The organism is Streptomyces sp. NPDC005962, assembly GCF_040629205.1.
Classification (GTDB): Bacteria; Actinomycetota; Actinomycetes; order Streptomycetales; family Streptomycetaceae; genus Streptomyces.
Genome location: NZ_JBEXVE010000001.1, coordinates 209,064 through 228,187 on the forward strand (window position 1 = coordinate 209,064; position 19,124 = coordinate 228,187).

At 70.0% G+C, this 19,124-nt stretch carries 19 protein-coding genes; 7 read left to right on the plus strand and 12 right to left on the minus strand.

The window, feature by feature from the left end:
- Positions 1-23 precede the first annotated feature (23 nt).
- Complete coding sequence (locus tag ABZ370_RS01015) at positions 24-356, minus strand: hypothetical protein (RefSeq protein ID WP_358614789.1); 333 nt, start codon at positions 354-356, stop codon at positions 24-26.
- A 297-nt stretch (positions 357-653) separates the two neighbouring features.
- On the opposite strand from ABZ370_RS01015, the gene ABZ370_RS01020 reads away from it, so the two are divergent.
- Positions 654-1,463, plus strand: coding sequence for an RNA polymerase sigma factor SigF (locus ABZ370_RS01020; RefSeq protein WP_358615984.1), 810 nt, complete (start codon positions 654-656; stop codon positions 1,461-1,463).
- Positions 1,464-1,562: 99 nt separating this feature from the next.
- Here ABZ370_RS01020 and ABZ370_RS01025 read toward each other — a convergent pair whose 3' ends face one another.
- Positions 1,563-1,730, minus strand: coding sequence for a hypothetical protein (locus tag ABZ370_RS01025; protein ID WP_009716824.1), 168 nt, complete (start codon positions 1,728-1,730; stop codon positions 1,563-1,565).
- 122 nt (positions 1,731-1,852) lie between these two features.
- Here ABZ370_RS01025 and ABZ370_RS01030 point away from each other — a divergent pair, with 122 nt between their 5' ends.
- Genes ABZ370_RS01030 through ABZ370_RS01040 form a run of 3 tightly spaced genes read left to right on the plus strand, consistent with a single transcriptional unit; the run spans position 1,853 to position 3,595 of the window.
- Complete coding sequence (locus tag ABZ370_RS01030; RefSeq protein WP_358614792.1) at positions 1,853-2,206, plus strand: PRC-barrel domain-containing protein; 354 nt, start codon at positions 1,853-1,855, stop codon at positions 2,204-2,206.
- Positions 2,207-2,246: 40 nt separating this feature from the next.
- Positions 2,247-2,417 carry a hypothetical protein gene (locus ABZ370_RS01035; protein ID WP_358614794.1) on the plus strand — a complete coding sequence of 57 codons (171 nt, stop codon included), beginning with the start codon at positions 2,247-2,249 and terminating at the stop codon, positions 2,415-2,417.
- A complete protein-coding gene (locus tag ABZ370_RS01040) occupies positions 2,414-3,595 on the plus strand; it encodes a glycosyl hydrolase family 8 (RefSeq protein ID WP_358614796.1) in 1,182 nt (393 codons plus the stop codon). The genes ABZ370_RS01035 and ABZ370_RS01040 overlap by 4 nt, the downstream gene beginning before the upstream one ends.
- Before the next feature lie 664 nt (positions 3,596-4,259).
- On the opposite strand, the gene ABZ370_RS01045 is transcribed toward ABZ370_RS01040, so the two are convergent.
- The 10 genes from ABZ370_RS01045 to ABZ370_RS01090 all read right to left on the minus strand — a co-directional run bounded on the left by ABZ370_RS01045 (position 4,260) and on the right by ABZ370_RS01090 (position 15,807).
- Positions 4,260-5,066, minus strand: coding sequence for a polyprenyl synthetase family protein (locus ABZ370_RS01045; protein ID WP_358615987.1), 807 nt, complete (start codon positions 5,064-5,066; stop codon positions 4,260-4,262).
- Positions 5,067-5,196: 130 nt separating this feature from the next.
- Positions 5,197-6,846: a GAF domain-containing sensor histidine kinase gene (locus ABZ370_RS01050; protein ID WP_358614798.1), complete on the minus strand. Its 1,650-nt coding sequence runs from the start codon at positions 6,844-6,846 to the stop codon at positions 5,197-5,199.
- A complete protein-coding gene (locus ABZ370_RS01055) occupies positions 6,843-7,532 on the minus strand; it encodes a response regulator transcription factor (protein WP_358614800.1) in 690 nt (229 codons plus the stop codon). The genes ABZ370_RS01050 and ABZ370_RS01055 overlap by 4 nt, the downstream gene beginning before the upstream one ends.
- Positions 7,533-7,740: 208 nt before the next feature.
- On the minus strand, positions 7,741-8,418 hold the full coding sequence (locus ABZ370_RS01060; RefSeq protein WP_358614802.1) for a response regulator transcription factor: 678 nt from the start codon (positions 8,416-8,418) through the stop codon (positions 7,741-7,743).
- Positions 8,415-10,328 carry a PAS domain S-box protein gene (locus ABZ370_RS01065; protein WP_358614804.1) on the minus strand — a complete coding sequence of 638 codons (1,914 nt, stop codon included), beginning with the start codon at positions 10,326-10,328 and terminating at the stop codon, positions 8,415-8,417. The genes ABZ370_RS01060 and ABZ370_RS01065 overlap by 4 nt, the downstream gene beginning before the upstream one ends.
- Positions 10,329-10,330: 2 nt before the next feature.
- On the minus strand, positions 10,331-10,762 hold the full coding sequence (locus tag ABZ370_RS01070; protein WP_358614806.1) for a hypothetical protein: 432 nt from the start codon (positions 10,760-10,762) through the stop codon (positions 10,331-10,333).
- A gap of 134 nt (positions 10,763-10,896) precedes the next feature.
- A complete protein-coding gene (locus ABZ370_RS01075; RefSeq protein WP_358614808.1) occupies positions 10,897-12,345 on the minus strand; it encodes a hypothetical protein in 1,449 nt (482 codons plus the stop codon).
- A gap of 24 nt (positions 12,346-12,369) precedes the next feature.
- The gene (locus ABZ370_RS01080; RefSeq protein ID WP_358614810.1) at positions 12,370-14,139 is read right to left on the minus strand and encodes a glycosyltransferase family 39 protein; all 1,770 of its coding nucleotides are present in this window, start codon (positions 14,137-14,139) and stop codon (positions 12,370-12,372) included.
- Entirely contained in the window at positions 14,129-15,424 is a 1,296-nt protein-coding gene (locus ABZ370_RS01085; protein WP_358614812.1) for a glycosyltransferase, read from the minus strand. Before ABZ370_RS01085 ends, ABZ370_RS01080 begins: the two co-directional genes overlap by 11 nt.
- Positions 15,421-15,807: a GtrA family protein gene (locus tag ABZ370_RS01090; RefSeq protein WP_358614814.1), complete on the minus strand. Its 387-nt coding sequence runs from the start codon at positions 15,805-15,807 to the stop codon at positions 15,421-15,423. Before ABZ370_RS01090 ends, ABZ370_RS01085 begins: the two co-directional genes overlap by 4 nt.
- Before the next feature lie 509 nt (positions 15,808-16,316).
- On the opposite strand from ABZ370_RS01090, the gene ABZ370_RS01095 reads away from it, so the two are divergent.
- The 3 genes from ABZ370_RS01095 (at position 16,317) to ABZ370_RS01105 (ending at position 19,121) form a co-directional block, all read left to right on the plus strand.
- Positions 16,317-17,372, plus strand: coding sequence for a S8 family serine peptidase (locus ABZ370_RS01095; protein ID WP_358614816.1), 1,056 nt, complete (start codon positions 16,317-16,319; stop codon positions 17,370-17,372).
- Between the two features lie 14 nt (positions 17,373-17,386).
- Positions 17,387-18,493: a glycoside hydrolase family 6 protein gene (locus ABZ370_RS01100; RefSeq protein WP_358614818.1), complete on the plus strand. Its 1,107-nt coding sequence runs from the start codon at positions 17,387-17,389 to the stop codon at positions 18,491-18,493.
- A 298-nt stretch (positions 18,494-18,791) separates the two neighbouring features.
- The gene (locus ABZ370_RS01105; RefSeq protein ID WP_358614820.1) at positions 18,792-19,121 is read left to right on the plus strand and encodes a DNA-binding response regulator; all 330 of its coding nucleotides are present in this window, start codon (positions 18,792-18,794) and stop codon (positions 19,119-19,121) included.
- Positions 19,122-19,124 lie beyond the last annotated feature (3 nt).

Below are 19,124 nucleotides of genomic sequence, written 5' to 3' on the forward strand. Positions count from 1 at the left end.
GTCCCGGTCAGGTCCCGCAAAAATCAACGGCCGCCGAATCGCGCCGCGTCGAAGTTGGCCGACGACATCTGCTGCCGCGCGTTGTCGCCCTGTTCCTGGTCGCCCGAGCCGAACGCGGTGCTCATCCCCGACTGTCCGCCGAGGATGCCCGACAGAGAACTCTGCAGGGACGATGCGATCTCGTCCGAGTGCGCCTTGAACGAGTCGAAGGCGACCTTGCCGGACCCGTTGAACTTCCCCTCCAACGGCTCCGCCGCCTGTACCAGTTGGCGGATCAACGTTCCTAGATCATCACTGGACCCACGAGACTTCGACTGCAGAGTCGACAGCGTCTGGGCTCCCATGTCGAACTTCATGCGGCTCCCCTTGCCGGACGAGAAGGTCGTTACCGGAGCTATCTTCACAACGCAGGGAAACCGCCGCAATGGAGAATCGATCGGTGTGACACACGCGTGACGGAACCGTCGAAGAGGTCCGTGGCGACGTAGACGTTCACGAAGACGGCGACGAAGTAGGCATGAGGGTGTGGAAGGTGGGTAGGCGGGTCCTCGTTCAGCTGCAACAAGCCGAAGGGCAGGGAGGGCGAAGTGAACGGCACCGCAACCGTGGACTCGTCGGAGCTGACGGCAGGGGAGGCTGAGCCGAAGTGCGCGGTGGTGGGCCTGCCGGCCGTAGCGGACCCGACCAAGGTGACGCCACAGGACGCTCGAGCGCTGACCAAGGTCTTCCTTGACCGGCTGACTGAGTTGGAAGAGGGGACGCACGACTACCAGTACGTGCGCAACACCCTCATCGAGTTGAATCTTTCGCTGGTGCGGTACGCCGCCCGGCGGTTCCGTAATCGCTCGGTGGAGATGGAGGACATCGTCCAGGTCGGGACGATCGGGTTGATCAAGGCGATCGACCGGTTCGACCTGAGCCGCGAGGTGGAGTTCACGACCTTCGCCGTTCCGTACATCGTCGGTGAGATCAAGCGGTTCTTCCGTGACACGAGCTGGGCGGTGCATGTGCCGCGCCGGCTGCAGGAGTTGCGGATCGACCTGGCCAAGGCGAACGAGGAGCTGTTCCAGCGGTTCGACCGGTCGCCGACGACGACCGAGCTCGCCGAGCATCTGGAGCTGAGCGAGGAGGAGGTCCTCGACGGGCTGGTGGCCAGCAATGGCTACAGCACCTCGTCGCTGGACGCGCCCGCCGATCCCGAGACCGGTACGACCCGCGTCACCACGTACGCGGACCGGATCGGTGAGATCGATCCCGCCATGGAGGTCGTGGAGAACCTGCACGCTCTCAAGCCGTTGGTGGAGCAGCTCGGTGACCGGGACCGCCGCATCCTCCAGATGCGTTTCGGCGAGGAGATGACGCAGTCCGAGATCGGTGCCGAGCTGGGTGTGTCCCAGATGCATGTGTCGCGGCTGCTCACGAAGGCGCTGACGCGGCTGCGGCGTGGGATGTTGGCCGACTAGCCGACTAGCCGACTAGCCGACTAGGGCGAGCGGTATCCGAGAGACATATGAGTGGGGCCCGACCGGGAATCCGGTCGGGCCCCATTTCCGTGTGGTGTGCTACCAGCGGTACCAGCGTCCACGACGGCCGCCCGTAGTGGGGCGGACGATGAAGCCGAGCAGCCAGACCGCGAGAACGATCACTGCGATCCACCACAGTGCCTTCAGGGCGAACCCGGCACCGAAGAGAAGAAGCGCGAGAAGCAGTACCACGAGAAGCGGGACCATGATTATCAACCTCCGCCGCCCGAGTACCCCTCGCCGAATCGCACACGCCTGATCATTTCCGTCAGTTGTCGAACGCCGCCGCGAGGCGCAGCCTGGAGGGGGAGCAGCCTGGAGGTGTGGTCATGATCCAGTCGGCTGATATCCGTGAGTGGCGCGACCGCGATGTCGTGGACGACGAGGGGCGCAAGATCGGCGCGCTGGAGTCGGTCTACGTATCCACGTCCACTGATGAGCCGCAGATGGCGACGGTGCGTACGGGGATGCCCACGCGGCATCGCCTGGTCTTCGTTCCCGTGGACGACGCGATCGTCGGGCCGGGCTACGTCAAGGTGGCGTACGCGCGGACGTTGGTGAAGAAGGCCCCGTCGCTCGGTGTGGACGATGTGCTGCCCGCCGAGGAGGAGGGCGCGATCTTCCAGTACTACGGCAAGGCGTACCAGGCGGGCGCGGGCGAACGGCGGCTCGCCCGCCGCTGATGACCGCCCCGATGGGCCGGGGCCGGGGAGGTGTCGCGCGGTGGCTCTCTTCCTCTTCGTCGTGATCGTGGCGATGGTGCTCGGGCTCATCGGCACGGTGGTGCACGGGCTGGGCTATCTGCTGGTCATCGGGGTGGCGGTGTTCGTGGCCGATCTGATCTTCCTGGCCGTGCACGGGGCGCGGCGGGCGCGGCGTCGGCCGTTGCGATGAGCGCGGGGCGGGCCGCGGTTCCGTTCGGCGGCCATGCGTTCGCGTACGCCCCCGGCACGCTGCGGCCCTCCGGCGATCCGGCGGCGGCCGACCGGCGGGTGCTGGAGCACTACCGGCTGTGGAAGAGCCATTTCGTGCGGCCTCGTGGCGATGACTCGTGCGCGGTGTACGCCCCCGATGCCGCGTATCCGTATGTCGCGGAGGCGCAGGGGTACGGCATGGTGATCAGCGCGCTGATGGCGGGCGCCGACCCCGATGCGCGGGACGTCTTCGACGGAATCCTCCGGTACGTGCTCGCCCATCCGTCCGCCGGTCACCCCGATCTGCACGCCGCGCAGCAGGACGATGCGGGACGGGACGTCGGAGGGGCGAATTCCGCGACCGACGGTGACCTGGACATCGCGTACGGGCTGCTGCTCGCCGACCGGCAGTGGGGTGACGGCGGCGATTGGGGTGACGGCGGCGATCGGGGTGGCGGCGGCTATCGGGCGCGGGCGATACGGCGGATCGACGCTCTCCGGGAGACGGACCTGCCCGTGGCGGGTGGGCCGATCAAGCTGGGCGACTGGTCCTCGGGCCACTTCGACGAGGTCTCCCGGACCTCGGACTGGATGCCCGGCCACTTCAGGGCGTTCCGGGCGGCCACGGGGGACCCTCGGTGGGGCGAGGCGCTGGACACGCATCTGTCGCTGGCCGGGGACCTGCAGCGGCGGTACGCGCCGGACACCGGGCTGCTGCCGGACTTCGTGGTGGACACGACGAGCGATCCGAAGCCCGCGCCGGGACGGGTGCTGGAGAGCGAGCACGACGGTGACCACCACTGGAACGCCTGCCGCGACCCCTGGCGGCTCGGGGCGGACGCGGCGGTGAGCGGCGACGCGCGGGCGCGGGCGGCGGCCGGGCGGATGGGGCGGTGGATGCGTGTGGCGGCGAACGGTGACCCCGGCCGCATCCGGTGCGGGTACCGGCTGGACGGCGCGGCGTACGGGGAGGGCGCGGCGGGAGCGTTCGTCGCGCCGTTCGGGGCGGCGGCGATGGTGGGCGGCGGCGGGCAGGAGTGGCTGGACGCGCTGTGGGAGTGGATGGCCGCGTCACCGCCGGAGCCGGACCGGTACTACTCGGCGAGCGTGCAACTGCAGGTGATGCTGCTGGTCAGCCACAACTGGTGGCCGCCGTAGCCGGGTTGCCCCGGCGTGCCACGAGTGGAATCGGACGGCGGCGGGCGGGGGTTTCCCTGAGATGGAGACGCACAGGGGACAGGGCGCGGGTGCGGGCGCGGACGCCTGCCGATGTTGTGGTGTGGGCGCGTGCCCGTGCGGACGTGGTGCTGGCGCGGCCGGGTGTGGGTGCGGTGGCGCTGGCGCGGCCGGGTGTGGATGCGGCGGTGCGTACGTGGGCGACCGGTGCGGTGGCATGGGGGCGGGCCCGTGCGGTGGCATGGGGGCGGGCCCGTGCGGTGGCGTGGGGGCGGGCCCGTGTGGGGGCGTGGGGGTGCGGCGGGTTGTGACGCGGGCGCTGGTGCGGCGGCGGGAGGCGCTGGACCTCGGAGCGCTGGCCCGGCTGCGGCGGTTCGGGGAGGCGCTGGCGCGGGGTGAGCCTTGACGCCGGTGTCGGTGCCGGTGGGCGGGCGAGTGCTCGTGCGTGGGCGTGTGCCCGTGTCGTCGTGCGGGCGTGGGAGAAGGTCGGTTTGGTGGCGCGGGTGCGGCGTTCGGGGAGGCGCTGGCGCCGGGTGGGCCTCTACGCCGGTGCCGTTGCGTGGGCGAATGCCCGTGCGGCGTGGGGGGCCCGCGCAGTGATGCGGCTCCGGGTGGGTGTCCGTGTCGTCCTGTGGGCGCGGGGGCGTCAGGCGGTCTGGACCACTGTGTCGCATAGCTCTGCCAGGGCTGTGCGGGCCGGGCCGGTGGGGAGAGGGGTGAGGGCCTCGCGGGCGGCGGCGCATTGGCGGAGCATCTCGTGGCGGGCCTCGGTCATGGCCGGTGCCGTCGGGTCGCCGGAGAGCAGGACGGGCAGCGTGGGGGCGCCGTGGATCGGGGAGCGCAGTTCGGCGGCGAGGTGGCGGGCCACGCCCAGCCGCTCGCCGTACACCGCGAGCGTGTCCGCGACCTCCTCGGGGGCGCCCGAGGTCAGCGCGCCGAGGCGGCCGGAGACGGCGGTGAGGGAGCCGCTGCGGGCGGCCAGGGTCCGTAGGTGGTGGGCGACGGGGTCGTGGCCGTCGCTGGGGCCGGTTGTCTCCAGGATCTGGCCGGTGACCAGGCATTTGAACGCGTCGGCCTGGAGCCGTACGGCCCGTGGTCCCAGTCCGGCCAGGAGGCGGGAGGCACGCGCGAAGAGGAAGTCGCCGATGAGCACGGCGACCGAGGCGTTCGTCTCGTGCCGTACGTCGTCGTGGTAGTGCGTCGCCAGATGGGTCAGCTCGACGACGACCGCCGCGGGGACGACGCCCGGTGCGCCCGGATCGCCGAAGCGGGCGGCCAGCAGCACCAGCAGTGGCCGTAAGCGGCGGCTGCCCGGGCGCGCCAGATGCCGTGCGGCCTCGGCGATGAACGGCATGTCGCTGCGCGTGGCCTCCACGAGGCCGTCCTCGACCGCCGCCAGCGCGGCCCGCAGCTCCGGTTCCCACGTGTGGTCCGCGAGCGTGGGGTTCGCCAGCGTGTGGTTCCCGGGCGTGTGGTTCCCGACGACGGTCACCTCAAGGGTCCCTTCATAAGGGTTGATGTAGGAGGTCAGTAATGTCTCATATGTCGCTCGGGTTCGGCTCGGGGCGTCGCGGCTCGGGGCGTCACGGCTCGGCCGGGACCGTGGCCCGGATGCGGCTCCCCTGGCCCGGGTGGCTGTCCACGAGCAGGGTGCCGCCCACCTCCCGGGCCCGTTCGCGCATCGAGAGCAGGCCCAGATGGCCGGGGTAGGTGCCCCGGGAGTCGAAGCCCACGCCGTCGTCGGCCACGGTCAGCGTGACCGTACCGGGGCCGCTGAGCAGGTGGAGGGTGACGTTCCGGGCCCGGGAGTGCTTGGCGATGTTGTGCAGCGACTCCTGCGCGATCCGGTACAGAGCGTGTTTGGCCTCCGGCGTGGTCTCCGGCTCGGACCCGAGCGTCGCCTCGGCCGTGATGCCGTACCGGTCCCGCAGCGTCTCCACATGCTGGGTGAGCGCCGCGACCAGGCCCTCGGCCTCCAGCGACTCGGGCCGCAGCTGGCACAGCAGGCTCCGGGTCTCGGCGATCGCGACGTCCGCGAGCCGCCTGATGTACTCGATCGGCTCGGCGAGCTGGGCCAGCTCGGCCACTCCGGTCGGCTCGGCCAGATCGCGTTCCAGCAGCTCACGGGCGGTACGGGCGCCCAGTGCGATGCCGTACAGCGCCTGCGAGACCGAGTCGTGCAGCTCCCGGGAGACCCGCTGCCGTTCCTCCCGTACCGCCGTCTCCCGCGCGGCCGCGCGCTGCCGGTCGTGCTCCACCACGCACGCCGCATGGCCCGCGATCACCTCCAGGACGGTCATATCGGTCTCGCCGGGGCGGCGGCCCGCCGGGAAGTGGCAGCACATCGCGCCGATCACGGTGGTCTCGCGCAGCAGCGGCCAGGCGGCCACCGCGCCCCGCGCCGGAGCCGCCCCGGTCCCGGCCTCGCCCTGGTGGATCACGGGCGTGGCGCCCGCGATCGCCTCCAGCGCGGGCTTACGGGACGGCGGGGTGTGTCCGTGGCCGCCGCCCGCCATGCGCAAGGCGGCGCCAGGACCGGGCTCCAGGAGGTAGACGGTGCAGCTCGCGGCGGTGGTACGGGCCACCGCGCCCGCGGCCAGGGAGTCCAGGGCGCGCCGTACGGAACCCTGTCCGGCGGCCGCGGCGGTGGTCGCGGCCACCCGGCGCAGCTGTTCGCGGCCGCGGAGCCGGGCCACGGCGAGCCCGGCGGGCTCGGCGAACATCCGGACGGTCTTCACGTCGGCCCGGGTGAGTCGCCGTCCGCCGCGCCGCGTCGCGACCTCGATCACGCCCGCGGCCTGGCCGCGCACCAGCAGCGGCGCGTCCAGCACGGAGGCCAGGGCCGCGTCGTGCGGGACGCGGTGGAAGAGGGAGCGGCGCTCGCCCCCGGAGACCGTGGGCCGTCCGGCGCGGATCGCCTTGCGGGCGGGGGCGGACCCGCCCGGGGTCAGCAGCCCGCGGGGGATGGCGTCCGGGGTGCCGTCGGTGGCGCGTATCGCCAGGACGTCGCCCGGCTCCAGCACCATCACCCGCGCCAGGTCGGCGCCCAGCAGCTCGCGCAGCCGGTGGGCGATCAGCCGCAGCACCTCGTCACCCGGCTCGCCGGTCAGGACCCGCTCGGTGACCTCGGCGAGCGCCGCGCGGCGGCGCCGCCACCGGAGGGGGAAGCCGGGCCCGTGGCCGTATCCATGGACGGGCCCGTACCGGTGCCCGTGTATCTCGAAAGCGATCACGCCGACCACCACTGCTCCCTCGTCGTGGACTCCAGTGCCTCGGGCGGGGTCAGCTCACCGGCCGGTACCAGCCCCGACTGCACGGCGTACACCGCCGCCTGGGTCCGGCTCTGGACGCCGAGTTTGGTCAGGATGTGGCTCACGTACGTCTTCACGGTCTGCTGGCCGATCCGCAGATCGCGGGCGATCTCCTTGTTGGCCTTGCCGCGGGCCAGCATGGTCAGCACCTCGGTCTCCCGCTCGGTGAGCTGTTCGGGCCCGCTCGGCTCGCGGACCTGGCCCATCAGCCGGGAGATCGCGGCGGGGGAGACATGGATCTGTCCGGCGGCCGCGGACTTCACCGCGTTCCGCAGGTCGTCGGCCTCGGCGTTCTTGAGCAGGAAGCCGATCGCCCCGGCCCGTACCGCGCCCATCACCATGGCGTCGTCGAGGGAGCTGGTCAGCGCCACCACCTCGACCTCGGGGATGTCCTGGCGGATCTCCGCCGTGGCCGACACCCCGTCCATCACGGGCATCAGCAGGTCCATGAGGACGACGTCGGGGCACAGCTCCCGGGCCAGCCGTACGGCCTCGCGGCCGTTGGTCGTCTCGCCGACGACCTTGATCTCGTTGTCGAGTCCCAGGATCATGCGCAGGCCCTGCCTGACCACCGCATGATCGTCTGCGATCAGAACGCGAAGCGCCACGTTGACTCACCTGCCCATGAAAGCGAGAACGACGGGAACGTCGGGAACAACGGAGTCGGGAACGTCGGGAACATCGGAACGGAGCGTCGAGCCGCGCGTACGGGAGGGGAACCCGGCGAGTGCTGTCCGGAATTCCATCAGTCGGGGGATTTCGTCCCCCATTCGTCCGCCCCCGGTTGACGGAGGCGCGGGATGGGCCAGGAGGCCCTTATTCCAGTTCGACGGGGCGGAAGCCCCACTCGGTGGCCTTGGCCACCGCCTCCAGCTGCGAGCGCACCTCCAGCTTCTCCAGGATCTTGCGCACATGGGTGCGGACGGTCGCGTAGCTGATGCTCAGCTGCTCGGCGACCGCCCGGTTGTCCAGGCCCTGGCCCATCAGGGTGAGGATCTCCTGCTCGCGCCGGGTCAGGCTCTCCAGCCGTCCGGTCTGCTCGGCGGTCGAGCGCGCGGACTCGCGGTGCCGGGACAGCACCTCCACCAGGGTGCTGCCCGGGATCAGGGTCTCGCCCTCGGCGGCGGAGCGGATGGCGGAGGCGATCTCGTCGCCACTCGCCGACTTCAGCAGATAGCCGCAGGCGCCCGCCTCCACCGCGGCCAGCAGCGCCGAGTCGCTGGCGTCGGCGCTGAGGATCACGATCGCGCAGGACGGGTCATGGGCGCGGATGCCCGCGGCCGCGTCGGCCCCGGTGCCGTCGGGCAGCCGGAAGTCGATCAGGGCCACATCGGGGGTCAGCTCCTTGGCCATGGGCATGGTCTCGGCGACGGAGTCGGCCCACCCGACCACGGTCAGGTCCCCGTACTCGGCCAGCAGCGCCCACAGTCCCTCGGCGACCACCCGGTGGTCCTCGACGATCAGGACCTTGGTCAGCTCCGCCGGGGCGGTCACGGCTCCGGTTCCCCTTCCGAGGCGGGGGAGTCGAGGACCGGTGCGCCGAGCGGCACCGGCGGCTCGCCCAGCGGTACCCAGAACTCGACGGTGGTGCCCGTGCCCGGCGCGCTCTCGATCCGGCACCAGCCGCCCGCGATCTGGGCGCGTTCCTGGATCAGGGACAGCCCGAGGTGGCCCGGGCGGGACTCGACTTCGAGCGGGTTGTAGCCCTTGCCGTCATCGACGATCCGTACGAGACAGCCCTCGTCGAGCCCGAGCAGCTGGACGTGCACCGTCTTCGCGCGGGCGTGCTTGCGGACGTTCATCAGGGCTTCCTGCGCGGTCCGGTAGATCAGCGCCATGGTCTCGGCGGGCGGCTTGGCCGCGAGCCGGTCCTCCAGCCGGTAGGTGAGCCCGGTCTCGGTACGGATCTGTTCCAGCAGTCCGCGAAGCGCCGCGGCCAGGCAGCCGTGCTCCAGGCTGGACGGCCGGAGGTCGAAGATCAGCTGCCGCAGCCGGCTCAGCGACAGCTTCAGCGTCTCGTCCAGCTTGTCCATCACCCGCTGCTCCTCCGGGTCCCGCAGCCGCCGTCGCAGCTGCTGGAGCCGGAGGCTGGCCGCGGTGATCACCTGGATGGTGTCGTCGTGGATGTCCGCGGCGATCCGCCCGCGCTCGGCCTCCTGGGCGTGGACGAGATGGCTGAGCAGGGCCTGCCGGTCCCGGTCGGTGACCTCCAGCAGCTCCAGGCTGCGCTCCAGGACGAACTGGGCGCGCTGCACCTCGGTGATGTCCCGGACGGTCAGCACGGAGAGCAGCCCCTCCTCGGTGCGCAGCGGGCTGATGCTGACGTCGGCCGGGAACTGCTTGGCGTCGCTGCGCCGGCCGACCAGCTCCATGCTGTGGCCGAGCGGTTCCTCGGTCTCGTCCCATTCGCGCAGCGAGATGGTCAGCGGCTGGTCGGGCAGCAGCGCCTCGACGGCGCGGCCGATGAGATGGTCGCGGTCGTAGCCGAAGAGGCCTTCGGTGCGGTTGTTGGCGGCCTGGATGCGACCGGCGGTGTCCACGATCATCATCGCGTCCGGGGAGGACTCGATGAGCTGGCGGAACCGGCTCTCGGCGGCCCGCAGCTGGCTCAGGTCGGCGACGAAGACGACGCCGCGGGCCCGCTTGCCCTGCAGATGGCCGCCGCTGAACTGGGCGGGGAACTCGGTGCCGTCCCGGCGGCGGCCCGCCATCGCGGAGGGCGCGCTGAACACCCGGCCGACGAGCTGTTCGGAGGCGGTGCGGTAGCGCTCGGGGACGAGGTCCCGCAGTCGCTTGTCGCGCAGCTCGGCCGAGCTGTAGCCGAACATGTGCCGTACGTGGGCGTTCGCGAATTCGATCCGGCCGCGGGAGCCGAGGACCAGCACTCCGCAGGGGGCGTGGCCGAGCAGGTCCAGATACGACTCCTCCAGCCGTCCGCCCACCAGGTCCTCGAAGCGCCAGGAGGCGCGGTCGGCGCGGCGCAGCGGCTCCGCGCAGTCGGTGAGCAGCTCGGCGGACATGGAGAACTGGTCGCGGGCGGCCCTGTTGATCGCTTCGAGTATCTCCTCGGCGGGGGTGCCCTTGACCAGGTAGCCGGTGGCCCCGACGGCGAGCATGTTGAGGACGGTCTCGCGGTCGCCGTGGGCGGACAGCGCGACCACGCGGGCGTCGGGGGCCTGGTCACGGATGGCGCGGACACTGCCCGGGGCGTCGCCCTTGGGCATGTGCACGTCCATGATCACGACCTGGGGGTGGTGTTCGACCGCCTCGTGCACGGCCTGCTCATGGTCGGTGGCCAGCCCCACGAGTTCCAGGTCGGGGTGGGAGTCGATGAGGTCGGCGAGGGCTTCCCGGACTGCCGGGTCGTCATCGGCCACCACAACGTCGATCCGGTCGTCACCCATCGCTACCCACCTCCCTTGAGGACGGCACCCTGCAGTTCGCGGATGCTGAGTTCGTCGCGCCGGCAGTGCGACAGCGACGGCATGACCGCGGCGAGCGGCGCGACCAGCACGGTGTAGTGGCTTCCGATGCGATCGCACACGGCGACCGCCGCCGCGGCGTCCCACACCGCGGCCCAGAAGGCCCAGTCGTGACGCCGGTGGTTGCGGGCCGCGTCCAGGGCGGCGCGGCGCGCGACGGAGGCGGCCACGAGGATGCGGTACCGCTCCTCGTCGGTCGTGGTGCGGTGGACCTCCGCCCACCCCTCGGCGCGGGTCTGGCTGGAGGTCTGCTTCCACAGATCGGCCACCCGGTCGATTTCTTCGGGGGAGAGGTCCTCGATATGGGTCAGGAACTGGAGGACTCTCCGCGAGTTAGGGCCGAAAATAATACTCATAGGACACTCCAGGACGCATGGTACATCTCCGGACTATCGCGAACGTGGGCCCCGGCCCTCCGAGGCGGCCGGATCTGCCGGCCCACGTTCCCGCTCGGGCGTCATCGTCGGCGTCGCCGACGTCACCGGTGTCCCTAATGACCTTGTCCCTGGCCCGAGGACATGTTGATGCTCGCCTTGGCGATGCCACCGCTCTTCTGTCCGATGAGCTGGAAGGCGACGCCGTTCTCGTCGGCCGCGGTGATCCGGTACGAGCCCACCGCGGAGGCCTTGCCGCGCTCGTCCACCTGGAACGTCGCGATCTTGCGCTGCCCGGTGGAGCCGGACCCGGCGTACGCGGTCACCGTCTCGCCCGGGGCGAAGCCCGCGACGTAGAAGCTCAGCGTGGTGCCCGCCCGGCCGCCGAAGGCGCTGGGCTCGGCGGACGGGGAGTACGGCAGCACCGTGAATCCCGAGCGCACCACGGCCCGGCTCTGGTCGCCGATCGCCATCAGCGTCTGCCGTCCCTTGAGCCCGAACGGCACGTTGAACGCCACGTCGCGGATCTGCCCCATGCCGTTCGCCTGGGCGGTGAAGGCGGGCAGCCCGCTGTTGCGGTTGATGTAGACCAGCACCCGCTCGCCGGGCGCGAACTTGTTGGCGGACAGCGTGATCCGCTGACCGGCCTTGAGCGCGTACGGCTTGGACTTCATCGACGGGTACATGGCCAGCATCTGGAACGGCGCGGTGGCCGTGGTCTTGCTGCGCTTGCCCACCAGGACCAGCGTGCTGTTGCCGGTCGGGGCGACCCCGACCTTGATGTCCGCACGGCCCACGCCGCCGCCGCTGTCGGAGTGCAGCGTGGTGACGGGTATGCCGGTGGTCCGCCCCCAGAACACGTCGATCGACTCGCCGGGCCGGAAGCCATGGGCGCTGACCGAGACGACGTCGCCGGGGCGGCCGACCATCTTGTTGATCCGCGCGGTGCCGACCGCGCCGCCGGTCATCACCTTTGCCTCGGCCGCGTTGCTGCTGCCGCGCTGCTGGGCGACGAGGGTGGCGGGCCGGCCGCTGTTGGACTCGGGCACGGTGAACCGGGCGTAGATCGATCCGTAGCGGTCGGTCTTGACGCTGCCGATCGCCCGGCCCTTGGTGTCCGACGCCCGGGCCTTGAGCAGCAGATCCACGGTGGACTTCTTGCCGAAGCCGCCGCCCTCGACCGTCGCCTTGCCGCCGGGGGTCACCAGGCCCGGGTTGAGCACGATGATCGGGCCGGACGCCTGCGGGATGCGCTGGTTGCCCAGCTTGATGGTCTTGGGCTGCTTGGGCGGCCGTACCTCCTGCCGCTCATGCGGGTGCCCCTTCTTCGGGGCCCCGCCGCCTCCGTTGCCGGTGGTGTCGAGGGCGCCACCGAAGCCACCGCGCGCGATCACCTGCACGAGCGATCCGACGATCGCGAAGACCACGAGAGCGAGCAGGACCGTCTTCCAGGTGAGCTTCTTCTTGTTCTTGTTGCCAGGGTCTTTCCCGGCCGGGGATTTCTCCTCGTACTCGGGAACATCCCTGTCCTCCGGAACATCATCCCAGTCGTCGTACTCAGGCATGGCCTTCACCTCCTCTTCCCGCGGCTATTGCACCCGGTAGATTTCGAGCTTGATATTGCCCTTGGTGTCCGACCAGACCTGGTCGGAATTCTGGAGGGCCTTGAGAATCCAGTTCTCGCGCCCGTCGGCGTTGTTTGTGGCCATCGACTTGCGCATCTTGTTCGACAGGATGATGTAGTCGATGTTCTGCCATCTCTTTTTGAATAGCTTGTCGCGCACATCGGGGTCGGATGCGGCATTCCAGTGCGAATGCGCGTACGGATAGAACGGCCGCACATCGTGCAGCTCTCCCCACAGGTCGTCGTCCATGATGATGCGCGAATTGGCCGGGACGTGTTTGCGTACCCAGGCGATCTGAGCATGCTGCATTTGGGTGAGATTGATCTTCGACTGGTACTGGTCCGCGATTTGCACAACGCCCTCGGTATTGGTGTGCACCAGATATCCGGAGGACGGTGACATCAGCAGCACGACAGCTACCAGCGAGGGCACACCGACCCGGACGAGGGAATGGGCCCCGTGCAGGAAACGGTTTTTGAACGAGGCCTTCAGCAGCCGGTCCACGGCCATGCCGATGCTCATCGCGAACATGGGGATCAGCGGGGTGACGTAGAAGTCCAGCACCACGCTGCCGCGCAGCAGATAGAAGGTGTAGCCGAAGGCCAGGGTCCCCACGATCAGATAGCCCAGGTTGCGCTGCCGGTCCCGCAGCCCCCACCACAGGCACAGCAGCATCGCCGCGAACCCGCAGATCAGCATGAACGAGTCGCGCATCAGCCAGCTCGTGTACAGCAGCCCGTTGTGGCTGAGCAGGTTGCCCTGGCTGCGGTTGAGCTGCCACCACAGGGTGTAGAGCAGCGAGACGTGGTCGGCGGGCGGATTGTTCAGGTCGAAGTCGAAACTGCTCGGCAGAAGCTCGTTCTTGAGCAGCGCGTACGTCACATAGGCGCCGATCGGAGCCGCCGCGGCGAACGGCCAGAGCGTCCGGAGGAACCGGTGGCTCGGCGACTTCTTGATCCGCCGGTAGAGCAGATAGATGAAGCTCGGCACGAAGAAGATCGCGTTTTCCTTGGTGATCAGCGCGAGCCCCAGGGCCACCCCGCCGCCGAACACCGATCTGATGGTGGTCTCCCGGCGCAGCAGGACGAACAGGCTCAGCAGCAGCCAGAACATCATCAGGTTGTCCAGCAGCACCTGGCGCTGGTAGTAGACCGCGATCGGCGAGACGTTGAAGAAGAACGCGGCGACGGTGGCCGCCAGCACGCTCCCCGACAGCCGCCGGGTGATCTCGAACAGCAGATAGACGCTCGCGACATGCACCAGCAGCATCAGGAAGCGACCGGTGTTGATCGCGTTACCGAACGTCTCGAACTGTTTCGGCAGCGGGAAGACCCAGCCGGCGAGCGTGATCCAGCCCGCCGGGGCGTGGTCGTAGTCGTAGGTGTAGGGGGAGAGGCTGGTCTCCCGCACCAGTGACCAGGCCCGCTGCATGTAGATGCCCTCGTCGGTGAGGTAGAGGGGGTAGCGGAACAGGTGGTAGCCGTGGGTGAGCGCGCCGGTCAGCAGGGAGACGACCAGGGCGATCTTCCCGGCCTTCCCCAGCGGCGGGAACCAGCCGCGCTCCACGGAGAACCGGCGGCGACGCCGCCCGGGGGGCCGCTGCGGGGCGGCCTTGCCCTGGTCGGTGCTCTGGCCGGTGTCGTGGCCGGTGCTCTGGCCGGTGTTCTGATCGGCGTCCTGGTCGACGGCGACCGGGTTCGAGGGTGCCCGGTCGGGCACGGGGTCATGCGACACGCGACTCCGCCTCCTCGGTCTGGCCCCGGTGGGCGCCCACGTGCTGTGTCTTCTCCCAGTCGTGGCGGCCGGCCAGCTGCCGCCGCATGGCCCGCAGCGCGGCGTACGCGAGGACCATCTGGAACGGGAACCAGGCGATCGCCATCCGGACGACGGCCTTCGGCGAGGCCTCCAGCCCATGGGCGTCGGTGAACTCGTACAGGCCGACCATCTGCACCAGGAAGTGCGCGACCAGCAGCAGTACGGGCAGATACGAGCAGAGCGCGATCAGCACCGGCACCTTGAGGATCAGGATCATGCCGAGCGAGATCGGCAGATAGAGGCCGAGCAGCGCCTGTCCGCGCGGGAACACCAGCACGTAGAAGGCCAGCCAGCGCTGTTTGCGCGTCGGCATCTTCTTCCAGGTGCCCTTCTTCAGGGTCTGCATGAAGCCCTGGCTCCAGCGGGTGCGCTGCCGGATGAAGTGGCCGAGGGTGGGCGGGGTCTCCTCCTTGGTCACATACCGGTCGTCGTAGACCACCCGCACCCGCTCGCCCATGGCCGAGATCCGCAGCCCCATGTCCGCGTCCTCGGTGAGGTTGCGGTCGTCCCAGCCGCCGAGCCGCAGCAGCAGCGCGCGGGAGAAGAAGACGGTGTTGCCGCCGAGCGGAATGGAGCCGTGGTGGGCGTGGTAGTGCAGCCGGCTCTTGAACCAGAAGAAGTACTCCAGGACGTTCAGCGTGGAATACCAGTTGGACTGGTAGTTCATGAGCTGGACGCCCGCCTGCACCACCCGGACCCGCTCCTCCACCATCACGGTGTTGATGAGCCGGAATATCTTCGGGTGGATGTCGTCCTCGGCGTCGAAGATGGTCACCACCTGGTGGGTGGTCTGCGGCAGGGCGGTGTTGAGCCCGTGCGGTTTGTTGATCGGCCCGTCGTCGAAGACCACGACCCGCACGTTGTGCAGCCCTTCCCGGGCCAGCTGGCCGATCTTCTCCTCGGCCTTCTTCACGGTGCCGTCGTCGTCCTGGGAGCAGATCACGAAGACCTCCAGCAATTCCGCCGGATAGTCCGCGCGCACCACTCGCTCGATGGTCGACTGGATGACGTCTTCCTCATGCCGGGCGGGCAGCAGCACGCTGAAGGAGAGCCGCGGCGGAATGAAGGTCTCCGGCGCCCTCGCCTTCCGTTCGGCGTCCGCCCGGTCCCAGGTGTAGAGCATGAGGTACAGGACGTGGCCCGACTGCACGGTGAGCAGGATCGAGACCAGCACCAGCACCAGGTAGATGATCGGGATCATCATCGGCTCCGCCTCCCCCATACCCAGCCCGTACTGGCGGCGAAGTTGACCACGAACGCGGCCGAGATGCCGAGGCAATTCGCCAGCAGGAGATGCATTCCGGCGCGGACCAGCGACCAGACGAGAACGACGTTGACCGCGAGTCCGCCCAGTACGGATATGTTGAACTTGACGAAACGTCTGGCCGACGGGGTCGGCAGGCCGAACGTCCACCGGTCGTTGAGCAGAAAATTGTTGACCACGGCGAGTTCCACCGCGATACCGGACGCCACCAGTAGCGGCAGTCCGGCCCAGTGGTAGAGCGCGAAAAGCGCCGCCGAGTTCACCAGCGCACCGCCCCCGCCGACCACCGCGAAGCGCAGCGCCAGACCGGGCAGTCCCGCCATCCGTTCCCGCGGCGAGCGGGTTCGCGAAATGCTCCCGTTTCGCCTGTGGGTGGTCACGTCCGCGCGGTCGCCCGGCTCTCCGGTGCGCTCACTGAACGTTCGGAAACGCTGCATCGCGACTCCCTTGACAGGAGGCTCTTATCGCCGTCGAGTCCCAGAGTGCGTCACCCGCAAAGGAGGTAGTACCCGCGCTCGGGGGAGCGGTGAGTGCACCTTCGGCGGACCGCTTTCCTCCCCCATTTCGGGGAGCGCCGCGTTTCGGGCCCGGAGCCCTTCCCCCGAAGAGGGGAAGGGCGGCTCCCTCGCTCGCGGGTGTCAGTACTTCCGGGGGCTGCCCAAGATGAAAGGGGCCCGACGGCCTTGCGTCCCGTGGGATGAGAGTAGGTGACGTAATGTCAGGTCACGTGATGTCACGCCATCCATTCGCCGGCCGGGCCGGAGCGGTCATCGCAGCGATGACCCTCGCACTGGCCACGCCGGCCCTGGCAAGTGATACCGACAGCGGTGCGTTGCACGATTCCGAATGGGCGCTCACCACGCTCAAGGCGGAGCGTGCGTGGAAATTCAGCAAGGGTGCCGGAGTGACCGTCGCGGTCATCGGCACCGGCGTAGACGCGACCCATCCGGATCTCCGCGGGCGGGTCGCCCCCGGAAAGGATTTCGCGGGCGGCGGCAGCCCCGTCACCCGGGACGACGGAAACGAGGACGAGCAGAGCACCCACGCCGCCGGAATCATCGTCGGCACCGGCCGCAATTACCGCGGCGACGGGGTGTACGGGCTCGCGCCCCGGGCCCGGGTCATGCCGCTCGGGGTGTACCGCGACGGAAAGCCGCAGGTCGCGGCCACTGCCCGGGCCATCCGCCACGCGGCGAGCCATGGCGCGCACATCATCCATGTGGCCGTCTCCTTCAAGCACCCCAGCCCCGCCCTGAAGTCCGCGGTGAAGTACGCCGCCGACCAGGACGCCGTGGTCGTGGCGGGCGCCGGGGACAACGGCAAGGACGGCAACCGGCCCACCTACCCGGCCGCCCTCCCCGGTGTGGTCGCCGTCGTGGCCACCGACAAGAAGGGCGCCGTGTGGACCTCGTCCCACCACGGCGGGGCCATCACGCTCGCCGCGCCCGGCGTCGCGATCCTCACCACGGCCGGGAACAACGACTACTGGACCGGCGACGGCACCGGCTACGCCGCGCCCTGGGTCGCCGCGGGCGCGGCGCTGCTGCGCTCGGAGCACCCCCGCTGGAACTCCCGCCAGATCGTCCGGAAGCTGATCGACACGGCCGACCGTAAGGGCTCCGCGGGCCACGATCCGCGCTACGGCTACGGAGTGATCGCGCCCGCCAAGGCGCTCGCGGACCGGGCCGCGCCGCCGCCCTCCGCCGAACCCATCGCCGCGCCCTCCCCGCACCGCACCAAGGCGGCCGCCGACTCGCACGCCGCCGGGGATACATCCGCCCTGGTCACGATAGGGGTGGTGGCCGCTGTGCTGGTCGTGCTCGCGATCCTGGCGGTGGTGCTCATCAGCCGCCGCCGCCCGCCGCCCGGCAACTCCCACAACGGCTGACGGCGGAGGTGGCGATGTTCACCGGGTTCACCGGACCCCGCGACCGCGCCGACCGCGCCGACCGGGCCCGCCCGCCGGTGCGGTCGCGCCGGACCGCATGGCTGAGCCGCGGCATGGTCCATGTGCTGGTCATGGTGCTGGTGGCCGAGGTCGTGATGGCCATCACCACGGTGGGCCCGCTGCTCAAGCCCGCGGCCACCCATGACTTCCGGCCGCCACCCCCCGTGACCAAGCCGTTCTATCCCGTGACGACGCGCTTCTACGCCGACCCGCACAACCCCGCCGCGTCCTGGGTGCGGGTCCATCCGCGCGACCGGCGGGCCGCGGCCATCCGCAGGCGCATAGCCGACCAGCCGCAGGCCGCCTGGTTCACCGAGACCAACGAGTCGCTGGTCCAGGAGCAGGCCCGGGGCCTGGTCGACGTGGCCGCGGCCCGGCGGCGGCTGCCGGTGCTGGTCGCGTACGCCATCCCGCAGCGGGACTGCGCGCAGTACAGCTCCGGCGGCAGCGGGGACGCGGGCGTCGCCTACCGGCGCTGGATCGACGCCTTCACCCGGGGCATCGGCGACCGGCCCGCCCTGGTCGTCCTCGAACCGGACGCCCTCGCCCACCTGGGCTGTCTGCGGAAGCGGCAGCGTACGGAGCGGTTCGCCGCCCTGACGTACGCGGCCCGCACCCTCCAGCGCCGGGCCCCGCGCACCCGGGTCTACTACGACGCCGGGAACTCCGGCTGGCAGCCCGCCCGCACCATGGCGGCGCGGCTGCGGCACGCCGGTATCGACCGGTACGGGGACGGCATAGCGGTCAACGTCTCCAACTTCAACGCCACCGGCGACGAGGTGCGCTACGGCCTGTCCGTGCTGGCCGAGCTGCGCCGCCCCCGGCTCGGGGTGGTGGTCGACACCAGCCGCAACGGGGCGGGGCCGACCCGTAAGCACCAGTTCTGCGATCCGCCCGGCCGCAGGCTGGGCCGGGACCCCACCACGGCCACCGGTATCCCCGGGGTCGACGCCTTCCTGTGGATCAAGCAGCCGGGGCAGGCGGACGGCTGTGCGGCCGGTGCGGGCGTCTTCATCCCCGGCTACGCGTACCGGCTGACCGGCCGAGCCGCCCCCCGGTAGACCACCCCGTAGGCCGCTTCCTGGGCCTCCGTAGGACCCCTCCGGGCCCCGCGGAGGCCCTTCGTATGCCCCGAACCACCCCCTCAAATCGGACATAACCCATATAAAACGGCCGAATTCTGCTACCTCAACTGAGGTAGCCGGAATTCGGCCGTTTGGCGTGCCCTGAATTCCTGCAATTGAGGTATCCAGATTTCGGTCATCCGTACGGTGTTTCGAGCCCCGGGCTTTTCTAATGTCGGTGAGCGACAGGACAAAAAAGCCCGAAGGAGCTCCATCGATGCAAAGAGTTCTCGTCGTGGAGCACCACACCCAGGTGCTGAGTGCTCTCGCTGATCTCGTGATCGAGGAGCCGGGACTGGAGTTGTCCGGAATCGCCGGATCGGCCCGGGAGGCAATTTCCCTGGCCCGTGCGGCGCAACCGGATGTGGTGCTGATCGATGTGGACGAGCCCGGCTGGAAAGCGCAGGGGCTGGACCGCCTGATCGGCGACCTCCTCCCGCAGGCGCGGATTGTCCGGCTGACCGCCGCAACCGACCCCCAAATGGAATGCCTGGAATCTCCGACGAACACCCCCAGCATCCTCAAGACCGAAATACGCGAATTCCTCAGGAGTATCACCGAATGAATT

Bases quoted from the DNA above. Each gene is read 5' to 3' on its own strand.
- ABZ370_RS01015 (WP_358614789.1), bottom strand. From the start codon at position 356: ATGAAGTTCGACATGGGAGCCCAGACGCTGTCGACTCTGCAGTCGAAG.
- ABZ370_RS01025 (WP_009716824.1), bottom strand. From the start codon at position 1,730: ATGGTCCCGCTTCTCGTGGTACTGCTTCTCGCGCTTCTTCTCTTCGGT.
- ABZ370_RS01030 (WP_358614792.1), top strand. From the start codon at position 1,853: ATGATCCAGTCGGCTGATATCCGTGAGTGGCGCGACCGCGATGTCGTG.
- ABZ370_RS01040 (WP_358614796.1), top strand. From the start codon at position 2,414: ATGAGCGCGGGGCGGGCCGCGGTTCCGTTCGGCGGCCATGCGTTCGCG.
- ABZ370_RS01065 (WP_358614804.1), bottom strand. From the start codon at position 10,328: ATGGGTGACGACCGGATCGACGTTGTGGTGGCCGATGACGACCCGGCA.
- ABZ370_RS01070 (WP_358614806.1), bottom strand. From the start codon at position 10,762: ATGAGTATTATTTTCGGCCCTAACTCGCGGAGAGTCCTCCAGTTCCTG.
- ABZ370_RS01075 (WP_358614808.1), bottom strand. From the start codon at position 12,345: ATGCCTGAGTACGACGACTGGGATGATGTTCCGGAGGACAGGGATGTT.
- ABZ370_RS01085 (WP_358614812.1), bottom strand. From the start codon at position 15,424: ATGATGATCCCGATCATCTACCTGGTGCTGGTGCTGGTCTCGATCCTG.
- ABZ370_RS01090 (WP_358614814.1), bottom strand. From the start codon at position 15,807: ATGGCGGGACTGCCCGGTCTGGCGCTGCGCTTCGCGGTGGTCGGCGGG.
- ABZ370_RS01100 (WP_358614818.1), top strand. From the start codon at position 17,387: ATGTTCACCGGGTTCACCGGACCCCGCGACCGCGCCGACCGCGCCGAC.